This is a genomic window from Rhodopseudomonas sp. BAL398 (genome assembly GCF_033001325.1).
Taxonomy (GTDB): Bacteria; Pseudomonadota; Alphaproteobacteria; order Rhizobiales; family Xanthobacteraceae; genus JARJEH01.
Map to the genome: position 1 here is coordinate 4,653,051 of NZ_CP133111.1, position 16,399 is coordinate 4,669,449.

The following is a 16,399-nucleotide window of genomic DNA, read 5'->3' on the forward strand; positions in this document are numbered from 1 at the left end:
CAGGGTGAGCCACACTTGAGGTTGTCAATTGCGCCCATGAGGTCGAGCCTCCGCTCGACGACAGAAGCGAAATGAATCCTCGTCATGAACAAACCACTGCTGCCGACCGACCTGCAACCTGACGACGGGATCCAGCTTTACGAAGCGCAGAAGAAGATCTACCCGCAGAGCGTGTCCGGCACATTTCGGCGGATCAAATGGTACCTCATGGCATTCTGCCTTGGGGTCTATTATCTGCTGCCCTTCGTGCGCTGGAACCGGGGCCTTGGCGCGCCTGATCAGGCGGTCCTGATCGACCTGCCGAACAGCCGGTTCTATTTTTTCTTCATCGAGCTGTGGCCGCAGGAAATCTATTATTTCACCGGGCTGCTGATCGTCGCCGCCGTCACCCTGTTCCTGATGAACTCGCTCGGCGGCCGGGTCTGGTGCGGCTATCTGTGCCCGCAGACGGTATGGACCGATCTGTTCTTCACCGTCGAGCGGATGATCGAGGGCGATCGTCGCGAGCGCATGAAAAAGGCCGCCGAGGGCTTCACGCTGCAGCGCGGCGCCGAACTGGTGTTGAAGCATTCGATCTGGCTATTGATCGCCTGGTGGACCGGCGGCGCCTGGGTACTCTATTTCAGCGACGCGCCGACCCTGATGAAGGAGCTGGTCACCTTCCAGGCGCCGATGATCGCCTATATCTGGATCGGCATCCTGACCTGCACCACCTATCTGCTGGCCGGCTTCATGCGCGAGCAGGTATGCGTCTATATGTGTCCCTGGCCGCGGATCCAGGCTGCGCTCACCGACGAATGGGCGCTCAACGTCACCTATAAATACGATCGCGGCGAAACCCGCACCTCGCTGAAGAAGGCCGCGCAGCTGCGCGCGCGGGGCGAGACCGTCGGCGACTGCGTCGATTGCAACCAATGCGTCGCGGTGTGCCCGACCGGAATCGACATTCGCGACGGCGCCCAGCTCGACTGCATCCAATGCGGGCTTTGCATCGACGCCTGCGACAGCGTGATGAAGAAGGTCGGCCGCGAGACCCGGCTGATCGGCTATGACAACGACATCAACATCCATCGCCGGATGGAAGGCAAGCCCGAGATCTTCAAGCCGGTGCGCTCGCGCACGCTGGTCTATAGCGCCCTGATCCTGGGCATCGGCGCCATCATGACGTATGCCTTGCTGACCCGCAGCCTGCTCGACGTGAACGTGCTGCATGATCGCAATCCGCTGGCGGTGCGGTTGAGCGACGGTTCGATCCGCAATGGTTATACGATGCGGTTCCTCAACAAGCGCGGTTTCGACCGGGTCGTGGCGGTCGATGTCGAAGGTCCGCCGAATGCCGTGGTTCACATCATCGGAACCGATTCGATCACCCCGGATCGCCCGATGATCATCCTGGGCCGTGACGCCACCACAGAACTGCGCGTATTGGTGACCTCCAATACCGAAGCCGATCTTCCCAAATCGATGCCGGTCACGTTCCATGTCACCGACATCGGCCTCGGCGAGGTCACCTCGACCAAGGACGTGTTCGTCACGCCTGAAACGCGATAGCGGAGCCATTCCATGAGCAGTCAAGCATCCTCGCCGCGGCCTTTGACAGGGCGGGTTGTTCTCGCGGTCCTGGTCGGGTTTTTCGGGCTGGTGATCGGCGTCAACGTGCTGATGGCGACGCTGGCGATCGAGACCTTGCCCGGCACCGAGGTCGACAGCCCCTATGCGGCGAGCCTGGCTTACGAAGGCGAAATCGCGGCCGCGCATGCGCAGGCGGAGCGCGCCTGGAATATCGCCGCCAAAGTCGAGCGGCAGGCCGATGGCTCCGCGCTGCTGCGCGTCGAGGCGCGTGACAAGAACGGCGCGCCGTTGCACGGGCTGAAATTCGTCGGCCGTCTGGAACGCCCCGCCGACAAGCGCGCCGACCGCGAAGTCGCCCTGGCTGAAGTCGATACCGGCATCTACCGCGGCAACACCTCGGGCGTGAGCGCGGGACAATGGGATCTGGTGCTCGAGGGCGACCAGGCCGGCACCCGTATGTTCCTGTCGAAGAACCGGCTGATGCTGAACTGATCGGCCGCGTTTGCCTGAAAAGCTGTTGCGTGAAGAGGGTCGGTGCATGTTGTTGACGCGGGACTTCTCGCACTACGTCAAGGAACTGGATTCCGGGGTCGCGCATCTCGATCTCGCGGTCGAAGGCGTCAGTTGCGCCGGCTGCATGGCCAAGATCGAGCGCGGCCTGTCGGCGATTCCCGACGTGACGCTGGCGCGGGTCAACCTGACCGATCGCCGGCTCGCGATCGAGTGGAAGCCAGGCGTGCTGGAGCCCGCGCAATTCATCGATCGCCTCGCCGAGCTCGGCTACAAGGCCTATCCATTCGAGCCGCTCCGCGTCGAGGCGATGGAGGTCGAACGCTCGAAATTCCTGCTGCGCTGTCTCGGCGTCGCGGCGTTCGGGTCGATGAATGTCATGATGCTGTCGGTGCCGGTCTGGGCCGGCTCCGACATGTCGCCCGTCACCCGCGATTTCTTCCACTGGCTGTCGGCGCTGGTGGCGTTGCCCTGCGCCGCCTATGCGGGCCAGCCGTTCTTCCAATCCGCCTGGCGGGCGCTGCGGGCCCGCAGCGTCAATATGGACGTGCCGATCTGCATCGGCGTGCTGCTGGCGCTGGGCATGTCGGTGGTCGAGACCATCAACCACGCCGAGCATACTTATTTCGACGCCGGCATCATGCTGCTGACATTCCTGCTTGTCGGCAGGTTCCTCGATCAGAAGATGCGCCAGCGCACCCGCGCCGTCGCCGGCAATCTCGCCGCGCTGAAGGCCGAAACTGCGACCAAATTTGTCGGCCCCGACGAGATCAGCGAAGTGCCGATCGCCGCGGTCCGGCCCGGCGACATCGTGTTGCTGCGCGCCGGCGAACGCTGCGCGGTCGACGGCACCGTGATCGAAGGCCGCTCGGAGATCGATCAGAGCCTGATCACCGGCGAAACGCTGCATGTCGATGCCGAGCGCGGCGTCCAGGTCTATGCCGGCACGCTCAACGTCTCCGGCACGCTGCGGGTGCGGGTGTCGGCCGCCGCCGAAGGCACGCTGCTGGCTGAAATCACCCGGCTGCTGGAGCACGCGCTGCAGGCCCGCTCGCGCTACGTCAAACTCGCCGATCGGGCTTCGCGGCTCTATGCGCCGCTGGTCCACGCCACGGCGCTGCTGACGATGCTGGGCTGGCTCGCCTACGGCGCCAGCTGGCACGATTCCATCGTCATCGCCATCGCGGTGTTGATCATCACCTGTCCCTGCGCGCTCGGCCTGGCGATCCCGGCGGTGCAGACCGTTGCCGCCGGCGCCATGTTCCGGGCCGGCGTGCTGCTCAATTCCGGCGACGCGATCGAGCGTGCCGCGGACATCGACACCATCGTGTTCGACAAGACCGGCACGTTGACACTGCCCGAGCTCGACGTCGTCAATGCCGGCAGCGTTTCCGAGGAGGTGTTCCAGCTCGCCGGGCGGTTGGCGCTGGCCAGCCACCATCCGGTCGCCGCCGCCGTCGCGCGCGCCGCGCAGGCCAAATCGCCGCTGCGCGACGTGGTCGAAGAGCCCGGCCGCGGCGTCCGCGCCATGCTCGACGGCGTCGAATTGCGGCTCGGCAGTCCGGCATTCTGTGGCGCCGAGCGCCAGGCCCACGAGATCCTCGAGGCCGACCCCGAGGTCTCGGTGGTTGCCTTCAGTCGCGGCGCCGAGTGCCATGTGCTGGCGGTGCGCCAGCGGCTGCGTCCGGATGCCGCCAAGGCGATCGCGGCGCTGCAAAGCCGCGGGATCGCCGTCGAATTGCTGTCCGGCGATCGCGAACCGGCGGTGCGCCACGCCGCCGCGACGCTGGGCGTCAGCAAATGGCGCGCCGCAATCACGCCGGCCGACAAGATCGCCCATATCGAGATGCTGAAGCGGCAGGGCCGCAAAGTGATGATGGTCGGCGATGGCATCAATGACGCCCCGGCGCTGGCGGCCGCGACGGTGTCGATGTCACCGATCAGCGCCACCGACCTCAGCCGGGCCACCGCCGATCTGGTGTTTCTCGGCAAGGAACTGGCGCCGGTGCTGGCCGCGGTCGATTATTCCCGCAAGGCGATGAGCCTGATGCGGCAGAATCTGTGGCTGGCGGTCGGCTACAACATCGTCGCGGTGCCGATCGCGATCGTCGGCCTGGTGACGCCGCTGATCGCCGCCTTGGCGATGTCGGGCTCCTCCTTGATGGTGATGCTGAATGCGATGCGGGCCCGCCGCGTTCGTCAGGGGATCGTCTGATGGAAGTGATGGTCATTCTGGTGCCGCTGGCGCTGGTGCTGGGACTGCTGGGGCTGCTGGGATTTCTGTGGTCGTTGAAGACCGGCCAATATGACGATCTCGAAGGCGCGGCCTGGCGCGCGATTTTCGATGACGATGACGAGATCCCGGAATCGGCGCCGCCTCAAAAGGATCGAGGCTGATATGCCCGCGTTGCAATTCGACGACGGCTGGAGCGAATCATCGCGCAATTTGCGCCACGGTCTTGCGACCCACGATGTCGCCGCGGTCGCGCGCCGCGGCAACGTCGTGGCGCTGCGATCACCGGCCGGGGAACGCGCGGCTCATCTTCCGCAGACGGTTGGTCTGGTTCGCATCATCGAGCCAGGCGGCGTTCGGCCGGTCGCAGATGCCGATGCAATGGCGGCCGAGGCGGCGGCGACCGACGAGGTTGCGGACGGGCAGCAGCCTTCGACCTCTTTGCGAAGCCTTCCTGGCCGAATCTGGCGCGCGCTGAAGCGCCTGGAGCCCATGTTCCCGCCGATGTCGTGCTGTTGACGCCGCGGAAAAACTTTCAACGCAGATTCATCGAACTGATACAGGCGCGGGCTATCAGGCGGACGACGGAGCAGCCATGTCAGACGCCTTCATCATCGAAGTGAAATCAACAGCCATCGGACTGGTGGTGCGGGACGGGCGCGGCTTCCGCTTTCATGCCGCCTGCGATGAGTTCCACGGCCTCGACGGGCGTGCCTACCGCTCCCCCGATGACGCGCAAAAGGCCGCCATCCGTCATGCTGCGCAGCTTGCGGCCACGCGGCTCGGCGGCCGCGCGGCCCGGCTGCAGCCGGCCTGACGCGGCGCCGGCCGGCGGTCACCGGTGGTGTCCAGCGCTTTGCGATCTCGGTCAGTTCTGTCTCAAGAAATCCCATTTGCGGGAAAGAACTTCCCAGATAAGATCGGCTGCTACATCTGATTTGGAAGAAAGTTCTTTCCCATGACCAGCGCCGCCGTTCCGATCGCGGAGCCGATCCGCCGCATCGACGCTATCGACCGCAAGATTCTCACCGTGCTGCAGCAGGACGCCTCGCTGTCGGTCGCCGAGGTCGGCGAGCGCGTCGGGCTGTCGTCGACGCCGTGCTGGAAGCGGATTCAGCGGCTCGAGGCCGATGGCATCATCATGCGCAAGGTGGCGCTGGTCGATCAGAACAAGATCGGCCTCGGCCTGTCGGTGTTCGTCTCGATCGAGAGCGGCGATCACTCCGAATCCTGGCTGAAGACCTTCGCCGATGCGGTCAGCGCGATGCCCGAAGTGATCGAGTTCTACCGCATGGCCGGCGACGTCGACTACATGCTGCGCGTCGTGGTCGCCGACATGAGCGCCTATGACGTGTTCTACAAGAAGCTGATCCGGGCGGTGACGCTGAAGAACGTCACCTCGCGTTTTGCGATGGAAAAGATCAAATCGGTGACGGCGCTGCCGGTGCCGGCGATGGAAGCCGCGTAGCGGCTTGCCGCCGCGTTCCAGGCGGTGGTGTCAGCCGCGGTAACGCAACGCGTCGACCAGCACGGCGAAGGCCGGCGTCGGTTGTCGGCTTGGGTAGTACAGGTGATAGCCGGGAAATGGCGGGCACCAATCGGCCAGCACCCGGATCAGCCGTCCATCGGAGATGTGCTGGCGCACCAGATCCTCCGGCACATAGGCCAGGCCGAAACCTGCGAGGGCCGCGGTCAAGCCCGGCTTGAGGGCGTTGAACACCAATTGCCCTTCGACCCGGACCTTTAACTCGCGGCCGGCCTTCTCGAATTCCCAGGCATAGACGCTGCGAAAGGGCATCAACCGAAGATTGATGCAGATGTGAGCGGTGAGGTCCTGCGGCCTCTTGGGGCGGTTGCGCTTGGCGAAATAGTTCGGCGAGCCGACCACCGCCATCCGCATGTCAGGCCCGATCCGCAGCGCGATCATGTCCTTGGCGACCTGTTCGCCGAACCGGACGCCGGCATCGAACCCCTCGGTCACGATGTTGGTCAAGGCATTGTCGATTCCGAGCTCGATCTTGATATCCGGGTGATCCGGCAGCAATCGCGCCAGCGCCGGCCACAGCACCGTCTCGGCCGCGTGCTCGCCGGTATTGATGCGAATGGTGCCGGCGGGCTTTTCGCGCAGATCGCTGAGTGCCTTGAGTTCGGCGTCGATTTCGCCGAGCCGCGGCGCCACGGTGCGCAGCAGCCGTTCGCCGGCCTCGGTCGGCGCCACGCTGCGGGTGGTGCGGGTCAGCAACCGGATGCCGAGCCGGGTTTCGAGTTCGCGGATGGTGTGGCTGAGCGCCGACTGTGAAACGCCGAGCCTGGCGGCGGCGCGGGTGAAACTGCGCTGCTCGGCGACCGCCACGAAGGCCGCGAGGTCACCGAGATTGGCTCGGTTCATTCATGAATATCCTTCATAGGTTCATGCCGATTATATCCTCTAATCGCAAAGAGAAAAGCGGCTTAGATGCTGGATACGTCGCCCGCGAAGATCACCGTGCAAGGCGATCGCTATCCGAAACAGCTTGAAGGGATGACGGCGGTTAAGCCCGCGTCGGACCTCACCAAGACCACTCAGAAAGACCACGATGATTCACGTCAAAGCCTACGCCGCGGAGTCGGCGTCCTCGCCGATCGCGCCATTCAGCTTCGAGCGGCGCGAGCCGGGCCCGCACGATGTCCAGATCGAAATTCTGTATTGCGGCGTCTGCCATTCCGATCTGCACCAGGCCCGTAACGACTGGAGCAATTCGCTCTACCCGATGGTGCCCGGCCATGAGATCGTCGGCCGGGTCGAGGCGGTCGGCGCGCATGTCAAAAAACTGAAGGTCGGCGATATCGCCGGGGTCGGCTGCATGGTGGATTCCTGCCGGCATTGCGCGCCGTGCGACGCCGGCCTCGAGCAATATTGCGTCGAGGGTCCGACCGTCACCTATAACGGCCATGAGCGCGGCTCCGCCCGGCTGACCCAGGGTGGCTACTCCGAGCAGATCGTCGTAGAGGAGCGCTTCGTCGTCAAAGTGCCGGCGCAGATGGATCTGAAGGCGGTGGCGCCGCTGCTGTGCGCCGGCATCACCACCTGGTCGCCGCTGCGGCACTGGAAGGTCGGCAAAGGCCAGAAGGTCGGCGTCATCGGGCTCGGCGGCCTCGGCCATATGGGGGTCAAATTCGCCAAGGCGCTCGGTGCCCATGTGGTGATGATCACCACCTCACCGGAAAAGGGCAAGGACGCGCTGCGGCTCGGCGCCGACGAGGTGCTGGTCTCGAAGGACGCCGACGCAATGGCGAAAGCCAAGGGATCGTTCGATTTCCTGCTCAACACCATCCCGGTCGGCCATGATACCAACCCCTATCTGGCGTTGCTCAGGCTCGACGGCGCCATGGTTCTGGTCGGCGCGTTGACGCCGCTCGATCCGGTGGTCGGCGGCAATCTGATTCTTGGCCGCCGAAGCCTAGCGGGCTCGGCGATCGGCGGCATGCCGGAGACCCAGGAGATGATCGATTTCTGCGCCGAGCACGGCATCGTCAGCGACGTCGAAATGATCCGGATCCAGGATATCAACGAGGCCTATGAGCGCCTGCTGAAGAACGATGTGCGCTACCGCTTCGTCATCGACATGGCATCGCTGAAGGATTGACCTGAAACACGTGATCGGCGGCAACGAAGCCGCCGGTCACACATCCACTTGGTTACACATCCACATTGGCTTCCAGCGAATTCTCCTGGATGAATTCGCGGCGCGGTTCGACGACGTCGCCCATCAGCTTGGTGAAGATGTCGTCGGCCTCGTCGACCTCGCGGACTTTTACCTGCATCAGCGAGCGCGCATTGGTGTCGAGCGTGGTGTGCCACAGCTGCTCCGGATTCATCTCGCCGAGGCCTTTGTAGCGTTGCAGCGCCACGCCCTTGCGCCCGGCCTCGGTGACCGCCTCAAACAGGCTGACGGGGCCGTGGATCGGCGTCTCGGTATCCTTGCGGCGCAGCGTGCCGGGGCGCGGATAGGCCTCTTGCAGCCGCGCCGCATATTCGTCGAGCTTGCGCGCGTCGACCGAGCCGAGCAGCGCGTCGTCGATCATCGCCACGTCCTTGACGCCGCGGATGGTGCGTTCGAAGGTAAACCCTTCGCCCTCGGTGAAGCGGCCGACCCAGCCGCGCTCGACCTCGTCGGCCAGCGCGTCGAGCCTCTTGGCGATGTAATCGGCAGCGGCGTTGGCGGTGGCGAGGTCGCCGGTGACGCGCGGATTCATCACGCCGGCGATCGCCGCCTGTTCGATCACCTTGCGATTGTAGCGGCTGTGCAGATTGTGCAGCGTGCCGCGGATCACGCGGGCGTCTTCCACCAGCGCCAACAGGTCGCGGCCGGTGCGGTCCTCGCCGGTGGCGAGCTTGAACACGCAGTCGTCGAGGCCGGTTTCGATGAGATAGTCTTCCAGCGCGCGCTCGTCCTTGAGATATTGCTCGGACTTGCCGCGCGTCACCTTATAGAGCGGCGGCTGCGCGATATAGAGATAGCCGCCCTCGATCAGGGTCGGCATCTGCCTGAAGAAGAACGTCAACAGCAGGGTGCGGATATGCGCGCCGTCGACGTCGGCGTCGGTCATCAGGATGATCTTGTGGTAGCGCAGCTTGGCGATGTCGAAATCGTCGCGGCCGATCCCGGTGCCGAGCGCGGTGATCAGCGTGCCGATCTGCTCGGAGCCCAGCATCTTGTCGAAGCGGGCGCGTTCGACATTGAGGATCTTGCCGCGCAGCGGCAGCACCGCCTGGAATTCGCGGTTGCGGCCCTGCTTGGCGCTGCCGCCTGCCGAGTCTCCCTCGACGATGAACAATTCGGATTTGGCCGGATCGCGCTCCTGACAGTCGGCGAGTTTGCCCGGCAGCGAGGCGATGTCGAGCGCGCCCTTGCGCCGCGTCAGCTCGCGCGCCTTGCGCGCCGCCTCGCGCGCCGAGGCGGCCTCGACCACCTTGCCGACGATCACCTTGGCCTCGGAGGGGTGTTCCTCGAACCAGGCGGCGAGTGCTTCGTTGAGCACGTTCTCGACCACCGGGCGGACTTCCGAGGACACCAATTTGTCCTTGGTCTGCGAGGAGAATTTCGGATCCGGCACCTTGACCGAGAGCACCGCGGTCAGGCCCTCGCGGCAATCGTCGCCGGTCAGCGCGATCTTTTCACGCTTGGCGATGGCGTCGGCATAGCCGTTGACCTGGCGCGTCAGCGCGCCGCGAAAGCCCGCCAGATGCGTGCCGCCGTCGCGCTGCGGGATGTTGTTGGTGAAGCACAGTACGTTCTCGTGGTAGCTGTCGTTCCACCACAGCGCCGCCTCGACGCCGATGCCGTTCAGCTCGGCATTGATGACGATCGGCGAAGGCACCATCGCCTTCTTGTTGCGGTCGAGATATTTAACGAATTCCTCGACGCCGCCCTCATACATCATCTGCTCGCGCTTCTCGACCGGGTGACGCAGGTCGGACAGCACGATGTTGACGCCGGAATTGAGGAAGGCGAGCTCGCGCAGGCGATGCTCCAGCGTGGCGAAATCATATTCGATGTGGGTGAATGTCTCGGGCGAGGCCAGGAAGGTCACCTCGGTGCCGCGCTTGCCATTGGCATCGCCGACCACCACCAGCGGCGCCACCACGTCGCCATGGGCGAATTCGACGAAGTGTTCCTTGCCGTTGCGCCAGACCCGCAGTTCGAGCTTGCTCGATAGCGCGTTGACCACCGAGACGCCGACGCCATGCAGGCCGCCGGAGACCTTGTAGGAGTTCTGGTCGAATTTTCCGCCGGCGTGCAGCTGGGTCATGATGACCTCGGCCGCGGAGATGCCTTCGCCCTTGTGGATGTCGACCGGAATGCCGCGGCCGTCGTCGCGCACCGTGACCGAGCCGTCGGCGTTGAGCACCACTTCGACCGCGGAGGCGTGACCGGCCAGCGCCTCGTCGATGGCGTTGTCGACGACCTCGTAGACCATGTGGTGCAGGCCGGAGCCGTCATCGGTGTCGCCGATATACATGCCCGGCCGTTTGCGCACGGCGTCGAGGCCTTTCAGCACCCGGATCGATTCCGCGCCATATTCGATCGGAGGAACCGAGGTTTCGATTTCGGCGGTCGGCAGCCGGGCGGGTTCTGTCATGAGTGGCCTTCGAAAATGCGCGAATCAACGGCGTAGGAAACGCGGTCGAACAGCTTGGTTTGTGCCATGAAAGACGGCTTGCGCCTAGTGCAAAGTCGCACCTAACAAGCCTTTGAATAATTGGGGTTTTTATCCTGTTTTTCAAGTCGTCCGAGGGGCCTTTTCGGGGCCCGCGAAATCGGTCGATTTGCGCTCCGAAACGACGCCCGGGAAGGGCCGCGAGAGGTGCAAATTGCGAGGCGCAAAACCGCCGGCGCCCGGCCTGCCAGCGCTGCTGCGGTCTTTCGCGCGCAGCCCGGTGCGCGTGGCGGCCTCACAGCGACAAATCGAGCATGCGACCTTCGAACACGCGGTCGCGCGAGCCTTCGAGGTGGCTGCGCATCAATGCGCGGGCGCGTTCGACATCGCGGGCGCGGATCGCTTCGAAGATGCCGCCGTGCTCGGCGAAGACGTTCTCCAGCCTGCTCTGCGCCCCGGAGACCGAATTGCCGTGGAATTTCATGCCCACATGGATGTGGTCCTTCAGCGCGGTCATCGACGAGACGTAGTAGTGATTGTTGGTCGCCTGTGCGATCGCCAGGTGAAAGGCAAAATCCGCGTCTTCACGATGCAGCCGGGCGACGGTGGCATCGCGCATGAGGTCGAGCGCGGCGGCGATCTCGTCGAGCGCCTGGGCGTTCCAGCGCAACGCCGCCCAATAAGCGTGATCGGGTTCGATCGTCAGGCGGAAATCGTAGCAGCGCTGGATGTCGGCGATGGTTTCGACGGGGGCAAAGCCGATGGCGGGCTGGCTGGTGCCAAGATCGGGACGCGCGACCACGAAGCTGCCGGCGCCGCGCCGTGAATAGATCAGCCGTTCTTCCCTGAGTTGCCGCAACGCTTCGCGCACGATCGGGCGCGAAACCAGATAGGTCTCGGCGAGCTCGTGCTCGCCCGGCAGCTTCTGCTCCGGTCGCAACTGGCCCGCGGCAATCTGCGCCCGAAGCGCCTGAAATACGTTCTGCGCTAGTGGGCTGCGCCCGGCCGGCGACCGGTTTGGCCGCACATTCTCATGGTCCGTCGTGTCGATCGTGTCGTTCAACGCCTGCTCCTAAGCTTCGGTGCAGCCTAGCGCAGACTTGTAAAGTTGTAAAATACAAATCCGGTAAATTAGCGTGCGATGCGGAAATAAGTTACATGTTTGACAAATGATTGACATGTTGTTCCTGGCCGCCTATGCACCTGCGCCATAATCCAAGGCGGCTTGAATCCGCCGGACGAGGCGGGCGGACATGAGCGTCAGGAACGAGTTCGGAGTCGAAGGCGAGCGGTTGGCGCGTCTTCGTGGCGTCGCCGCCGACCTGACCGGCGCGCCCCACCCCGCCATCCGCCTTCGGTCCAATCCATGCGCGGCATCGCTCCGGTGCCCCAGCTCGCGTCGCGCAACGACCGGCGCAAACGCCGTTCGATGCTCCGGCGCAGCCTTACGCCAAGCCCGACCCGCAGCTCGCAACCGCAGCCCGGTGATGAAAGCGATCGCCGATGCGGCGAAACCGACTGTGGCCCGTCTCCAAATCAGGAATTGATAATGACCGCACCGCTGTCGCAACCGATCGATCTCGTCCGTCCGCCGCAGATTCTGTTTGGGTCCGGCGTGGCCGCGCGGGTCGGCAGCTGGATCAGCCGGCGTAACCTGACCAAGGCGTTCGTCGTCGCCGATACGTTCAATGCGACGCGGGTCGAGGTTCTGAACCTCACCTGCGAAACGATCGTCTTCGATGCGTTCCGGCCCGAACCCGACGCGGCCGATCTCGAAAGGCTGCTGGCGGCCGTCGAGAGCGCGAAGCCCGATCTCATTATCGGCTTCGGCGGCGGCAGCGCCATGGACCTCGCCAAGCTCGCCGCGGTCCTGCCCGGCAGCGGTCAGCACTTCATGGATGTTGTCGGGCCGGACAAGGTGAGCGGCCGCGCCCGCGCGCTGATCCAGGTTCCGACCACCGCCGGCACCGGCAGCGAGGCCGGGACGCGCGCGCTCGTCACAGATCCGAAGACGCTGGCCAAGCTCGCGGTGCAGAGCGACCACATGTTGGCCGATCTCGCCGCCGTCGATCCGGATCTGACGCTCACAGTGCCGCGCGCGATCACGGTCGCGACCGGGGTCGACGCGCTGGCGCATTGCGTCGAAGCCTACACCAACAAGAAGGCGCATCCGACCATCGATCTCTACGCCCTGGAAGGCATTCGCCTGGTCGGCCGCTGGCTGCCGCGCGCGGCCGAAAATGGCGCTGATCGCGACGCCCGCGCCGGCATGGCGCTGGCGTCGCTCTATGGCGGCATCTGTCTCGGGCCGGTGAATACCGCGGGCGGCCACGCGGTCGCCTATCCGCTCGGCTCGCGTCATCATATTCCGCACGGCGCAGCCAATGCGCTGATCTTCCCGCATGTGCTGGCCTTCAACGCGCCCGCGGTTGCTGAACGCACCGCGACCATCCTGGCCGCGCTTGGCCTCGAATCGAAATCCGATCCCGCCAGCGTGTTCGCCGCTGCGCACCAATGGTGCGTCGATCTGGGCTGCGAGATGCGCCTGTCCGCAATGGGCGTTCCGGCCGACGATCTGCCGATCATGGCCGACGAGGCCCACGCCATCCGCCGCCTGCTCGACAACAACCCGCGCGATCTCACCCGCGACGACATTCTCGCCATCTACCTCGCCGCCGCCTAACGCCAGGAAAGAAGAACCATGACCAAGATCTTTGGACCATTCGTCGCCATCGTCACCCCGTTCGACGCCAACGAGGCAATCGACGAGGCCGCGCTGCGGCGCCAGGTCGATCGCCAGGCGAAAGCCGGCAACGGCGTGTTCTGCGCCGGCACCAATGGCGAGTTCTACGCTCTGTCGTTCCAGGAAAAACTGCGCGTCGCCGAAATCTGCGCCGAGGCCGCGGCTGGGCGCGTGCCGGTTCTCGCCCATATCGGCGAAATCTCGACTCACGAAACCATCGCGCTCGGCAAGCTGATCGAGAAGCTCGACATCAAGGCGATGTCGGCGATTACGCCATCCTTCATCGCCTGTTCGCAGGCCGAATTGGTCAATCACTATCGCCGCGTCGCCGACGCGATGTCGAAGCCGGTCTATCTTTACAACATCCCGGCCCGCACCGGGAACACGATCCAGCCGGAGACGGCGCGCATCCTCGCCGATCATCCCAACATCATCGGCATCAAGGACAGCGCAGGCTCGCAGGAAAGCCTCGACGCCTTTCTGGCCATCGCCAAGGAACGCCAGGATTTCGACGTTCTGGTCGGCGCCGATTCTCTGGTCTTGCACGGCCTGCAGAACGGCGCGGCCGGCTGCATCTCCGGCCTCGGCAACATCTCGCCGGTCACGCTCAACGCGATTCACGCATCGTTCGTCGCCGGCGATGCCGCCGCGGCAACCAAGCATCAGGACCACTATTCGGCACTGCGCAAAGAGCTCTACGCCCACGGCTTTCCGCCGGCGATGGTGAAGCGCGCGCTGCGCGTTGCGATGCCCGAGGTCGGCGCGAGCCGCGCGCCGGTGCTGATTTCGGACGAGGTCAACGCCAAGGTGAGCGAGATCTCGAAGCGCTTCGCCGAAGCGATCAACTGATCGCCGACAACAAGAAAGCCAGGGGATGAAAGCATGAGTGTTGCAGCAGGGTTAGTATCGGCCGCCGAAGCGAAAGCGACAAAAGTCCGCTGGATCGTCGCCGGATTGATGTGGTCGGCGATCGCGATCAACTATATCGACCGGACGGTGCTGTCGGTGGCAGCACCGCATCTGAGTAAGGAATTGTCGATTCCGGCCGATCAGATGGGCTTCATTCTCTCCGCCTTCTTCTGGTCCTACGCCCTGCTGCAAATTCCCGCCGGTCTGCTGGCGGATCGCTTCGGGCAGAAGCGCGGCCTCGGCGCTTCGGTCGGTCTGTGGTCCTTCGCCACCGCCGCGACCGGGCTCGCCACCGGCTTCTATTCGCTGTTCGCCATGCGCCTCGGCCTCGGCGTCGGCGAGGCCGGCGCCTATCCGAGCAATGCCGGCATCGCGTCGAAATGGTTTCCCGACCGCGAGCGCGCGACGATTTCCGGCCTGTTCGACAGCGCCTCGAAATTCGGCGGCGCGGTCGCGATGCCGCTTATCGTCTGGCTGATGGCGATGGTCGGCTGGCGCATGACCTTCGTGGTGATCGGGGCGGTCGGCATCGTCTGGACGCTGATCTGGTGGCTGTTCTTCACGGAGACGCCTGAAAAACACCCGATGATGAACAAGGCCGAGCTCGATTACATTCGCGGCGGCCAGGCGATGAAGCACGGCGAGGACGACAGCATTTCGATGCGGTGGTACGAGCTTCTGCGCTATCGCAATGTCTGGGCGATGTGCCTCGGCTTCTTCACGATCAACTACATCTCATATTTCTTCATCACCTGGCTGCCGACCTATCTGGTCAGGGAGAAGGGGATGGGGATGATCCAGATGGGCTTCATCGCGGCACTGCCGTTGTTGGCCGGGCTCGTCGCGGAAATCATCGCCGGCATGGCGTCGGATCGGATCGTGCGCTCCAAACGCCTGTCGCTGACGGCGACGCGCAAGCTGTTCCTGATCGGTGGCCTGACCATGGCGCTGTGCATCGGGCTCGCGGCGATCGCCGAGAGCGTGGCACTCACCGTCGCTCTGCTGTGCGTCGCCAAGGCCGGCACGACGATCGCCGCCTCGCAGGTGTGGGCGCTGCCGGGCGACGTCGCGCCGAAAAACATGACCAGCGTGCTCGCGGGCCTGCAAAACATGGTGTCGAATTTCGGCGGCGTGGTGGGACCGATCGTGACGGGCTTCATCGTCGTCAAGACCGGATCGTTCAACGCGGCGCTGCTGTTCTCGGCGGGGGTCGGACTGCTCGGCATCCTCAACTACGCCTTTCTGCTCGGCAAGGTTAAGCCGATCGTGGCGCGCGCATGACCGACAGCGAACACAAGGGACAGATCATGGCATTCACCGTCGTCAGCCTCGGCGGGCCGGTCGCGCCCGAAGGCGAGGAGATGTTGCGCGCAGCCGGCGTCACCTCGCTGCATACCGGCCCCTATCCGGCGAAGGCGGAGGCCTTGGATCTGCTGGGCCGGGTGAGCGCCGACGCGATCATCGTGCGCAATGTCGAGCGGATCGACGCTGAGCTGATGAAGGCGTCGCCGAACCTCAAGGTCGTCGCCAAGCACGGCGCCGGCACCAATGATATCGACCTTGCGGCGGCGAAGGCGCTCAACCTGCCGGTTCTGGCCGCCGTCGGCGCCAATTCCCACTCGGTCGCCGAACACGCCTTCATGCTGATGCTGGCTCTGATCAAGGACCTGCGCAACCAGGATGCCTATGTGCGCGGCGGCGGCTGGGACAAGAAGAACTATCGCGGCCGCGAATTGCGCGGCCGGGTGCTCGGCCTGGTCGGCATCGGCATGATCGGCCGCGCGTTGGCCGCCATGGTCCAGCCGATCGGCATGACGACGATCGCCTATGATCCGTTCGCGCCGGCCGAGGCCTTCGGCCCGCATGCACGCCGAGTCGAGACGCTCGACGCGCTGCTCGCCGAAGCCGACGTCGTCAGCCTGCACTGCCCGTTGACCCCGAAGACGCAGAATCTGATCGACGCGCGCGCATTCGGCCTGATGAAGCCGGGTGCGCTGCTGATCAACACGGCGCGCGGCGAGGTGGTCAACGAGCCGGCGCTGATCGAGGCGCTGAAGAGCGGCCAGATCGCGGCGGCGGGGCTCGACAGCTTCGCGGTCGAGCCGCCCGCGGCCGACAATCCGCTATGGGCCTTGCCCAATGTCATCGCGACGCCGCATTGCGGCGGAGTCACCGAAGAAGCGCGACGCGAGGTGTCGCTGATCACCGTGCGCAACGTGCTGGCGCTGCTCGGCGGCAGCGCCGTCGATCCGCATTATATCGTCAATCGATAGCACCGATCAGGCGGCGCG

At 64.7% G+C, this 16,399-nt stretch carries 15 protein-coding genes; 12 read left to right on the forward strand and 3 right to left on the reverse strand.

The window, feature by feature from the left end; all coding sequences use genetic code 11:
- Positions 1 to 84: 84 nt before the first annotated feature.
- The 7 genes from ccoG (at position 85) to RBJ75_RS21965 (ending at position 5,783) form a co-directional block, all read left to right on the forward strand.
- Positions 85 to 1,551, forward strand: coding sequence for a cytochrome c oxidase accessory protein CcoG (gene ccoG, locus RBJ75_RS21935; RefSeq protein WP_044404781.1), 1,467 nt, complete (start codon positions 85 to 87; stop codon positions 1,549 to 1,551).
- A gap of 12 nt (positions 1,552 to 1,563) precedes the next feature.
- Positions 1,564 to 2,064, forward strand: a complete 501-nt coding sequence (locus RBJ75_RS21940; RefSeq protein ID WP_044404784.1) for a FixH family protein — start codon at positions 1,564 to 1,566, stop codon at positions 2,062 to 2,064.
- A 46-nt stretch (positions 2,065 to 2,110) separates the two neighbouring features.
- Positions 2,111 to 4,297, forward strand: coding sequence for a heavy metal translocating P-type ATPase (locus RBJ75_RS21945; RefSeq protein ID WP_044404785.1), 2,187 nt, complete (start codon positions 2,111 to 2,113; stop codon positions 4,295 to 4,297).
- Complete coding sequence (gene ccoS, locus RBJ75_RS21950; RefSeq protein ID WP_044404788.1) at positions 4,297 to 4,479, forward strand: cbb3-type cytochrome oxidase assembly protein CcoS; 183 nt, start codon at positions 4,297 to 4,299, stop codon at positions 4,477 to 4,479. Before RBJ75_RS21945 ends, ccoS begins: the two co-directional genes overlap by 1 nt.
- A 10-nt stretch (positions 4,480 to 4,489) precedes the next feature.
- Positions 4,490 to 4,834, forward strand: a complete 345-nt coding sequence (locus RBJ75_RS21955; RefSeq protein ID WP_317528534.1) for a hypothetical protein — start codon at positions 4,490 to 4,492, stop codon at positions 4,832 to 4,834.
- A gap of 76 nt (positions 4,835 to 4,910) precedes the next feature.
- Positions 4,911 to 5,132 carry a hypothetical protein gene (locus RBJ75_RS21960; RefSeq protein ID WP_044404793.1) on the forward strand — a complete coding sequence of 74 codons (222 nt, stop codon included), beginning with the start codon at positions 4,911 to 4,913 and terminating at the stop codon, positions 5,130 to 5,132.
- 141 nt (positions 5,133 to 5,273) lie between these two features.
- Positions 5,274 to 5,783, forward strand: coding sequence for an Lrp/AsnC family transcriptional regulator (locus RBJ75_RS21965; RefSeq protein ID WP_044404796.1), 510 nt, complete (start codon positions 5,274 to 5,276; stop codon positions 5,781 to 5,783).
- Positions 5,784 to 5,813: 30 nt separating this feature from the next.
- Here the strand turns inward: RBJ75_RS21965 and RBJ75_RS21970 are convergent, their stop codons facing one another.
- Positions 5,814 to 6,704, reverse strand: a complete 891-nt coding sequence (locus RBJ75_RS21970; RefSeq protein ID WP_044404799.1) for a LysR family transcriptional regulator — start codon at positions 6,702 to 6,704, stop codon at positions 5,814 to 5,816.
- 187 nt (positions 6,705 to 6,891) lie between these two features.
- Between RBJ75_RS21970 and RBJ75_RS21975 the strand changes: the two genes are divergently transcribed.
- Positions 6,892 to 7,941 carry an NAD(P)-dependent alcohol dehydrogenase gene (locus RBJ75_RS21975; RefSeq protein ID WP_044404800.1) on the forward strand — a complete coding sequence of 350 codons (1,050 nt, stop codon included), beginning with the start codon at positions 6,892 to 6,894 and terminating at the stop codon, positions 7,939 to 7,941.
- 52 nt (positions 7,942 to 7,993) lie between these two features.
- Here RBJ75_RS21975 and gyrB read toward each other — a convergent pair whose 3' ends face one another.
- Together gyrB and RBJ75_RS21985 are read right to left on the reverse strand one after the other, a co-directional pair.
- Positions 7,994 to 10,438, reverse strand: a complete 2,445-nt coding sequence (gene gyrB / locus RBJ75_RS21980) for a DNA topoisomerase (ATP-hydrolyzing) subunit B (protein ID WP_044404806.1) — start codon at positions 10,436 to 10,438, stop codon at positions 7,994 to 7,996.
- 313 nt (positions 10,439 to 10,751) lie between these two features.
- Positions 10,752 to 11,519 carry a FadR/GntR family transcriptional regulator gene (locus RBJ75_RS21985; protein ID WP_234707292.1) on the reverse strand — a complete coding sequence of 256 codons (768 nt, stop codon included), beginning with the start codon at positions 11,517 to 11,519 and terminating at the stop codon, positions 10,752 to 10,754.
- A gap of 486 nt (positions 11,520 to 12,005) precedes the next feature.
- Here RBJ75_RS21985 and RBJ75_RS21990 point away from each other — a divergent pair, with 486 nt between their 5' ends.
- The 4 genes from RBJ75_RS21990 to RBJ75_RS22005 are packed head-to-tail and all read left to right on the forward strand — an operon-like array spanning position 12,006 to position 16,381.
- On the forward strand, positions 12,006 to 13,139 hold the full coding sequence (locus RBJ75_RS21990) for an iron-containing alcohol dehydrogenase (RefSeq protein WP_044404809.1): 1,134 nt from the start codon (positions 12,006 to 12,008) through the stop codon (positions 13,137 to 13,139).
- Between the two features lie 18 nt (positions 13,140 to 13,157).
- Positions 13,158 to 14,048: a dihydrodipicolinate synthase family protein gene (locus RBJ75_RS21995; RefSeq protein WP_044404810.1), complete on the forward strand. Its 891-nt coding sequence runs from the start codon at positions 13,158 to 13,160 to the stop codon at positions 14,046 to 14,048.
- Positions 14,049 to 14,081: 33 nt separating this feature from the next.
- A complete protein-coding gene (locus tag RBJ75_RS22000) occupies positions 14,082 to 15,389 on the forward strand; it encodes an MFS transporter (RefSeq protein WP_276156533.1) in 1,308 nt (435 codons plus the stop codon).
- Positions 15,386 to 16,381 carry a hydroxyacid dehydrogenase gene (locus RBJ75_RS22005; RefSeq protein WP_234707482.1) on the forward strand — a complete coding sequence of 332 codons (996 nt, stop codon included), beginning with the start codon at positions 15,386 to 15,388 and terminating at the stop codon, positions 16,379 to 16,381. The genes RBJ75_RS22000 and RBJ75_RS22005 overlap by 4 nt, the downstream gene beginning before the upstream one ends.
- Positions 16,382 to 16,399: the final 18 nt, after the last annotated feature.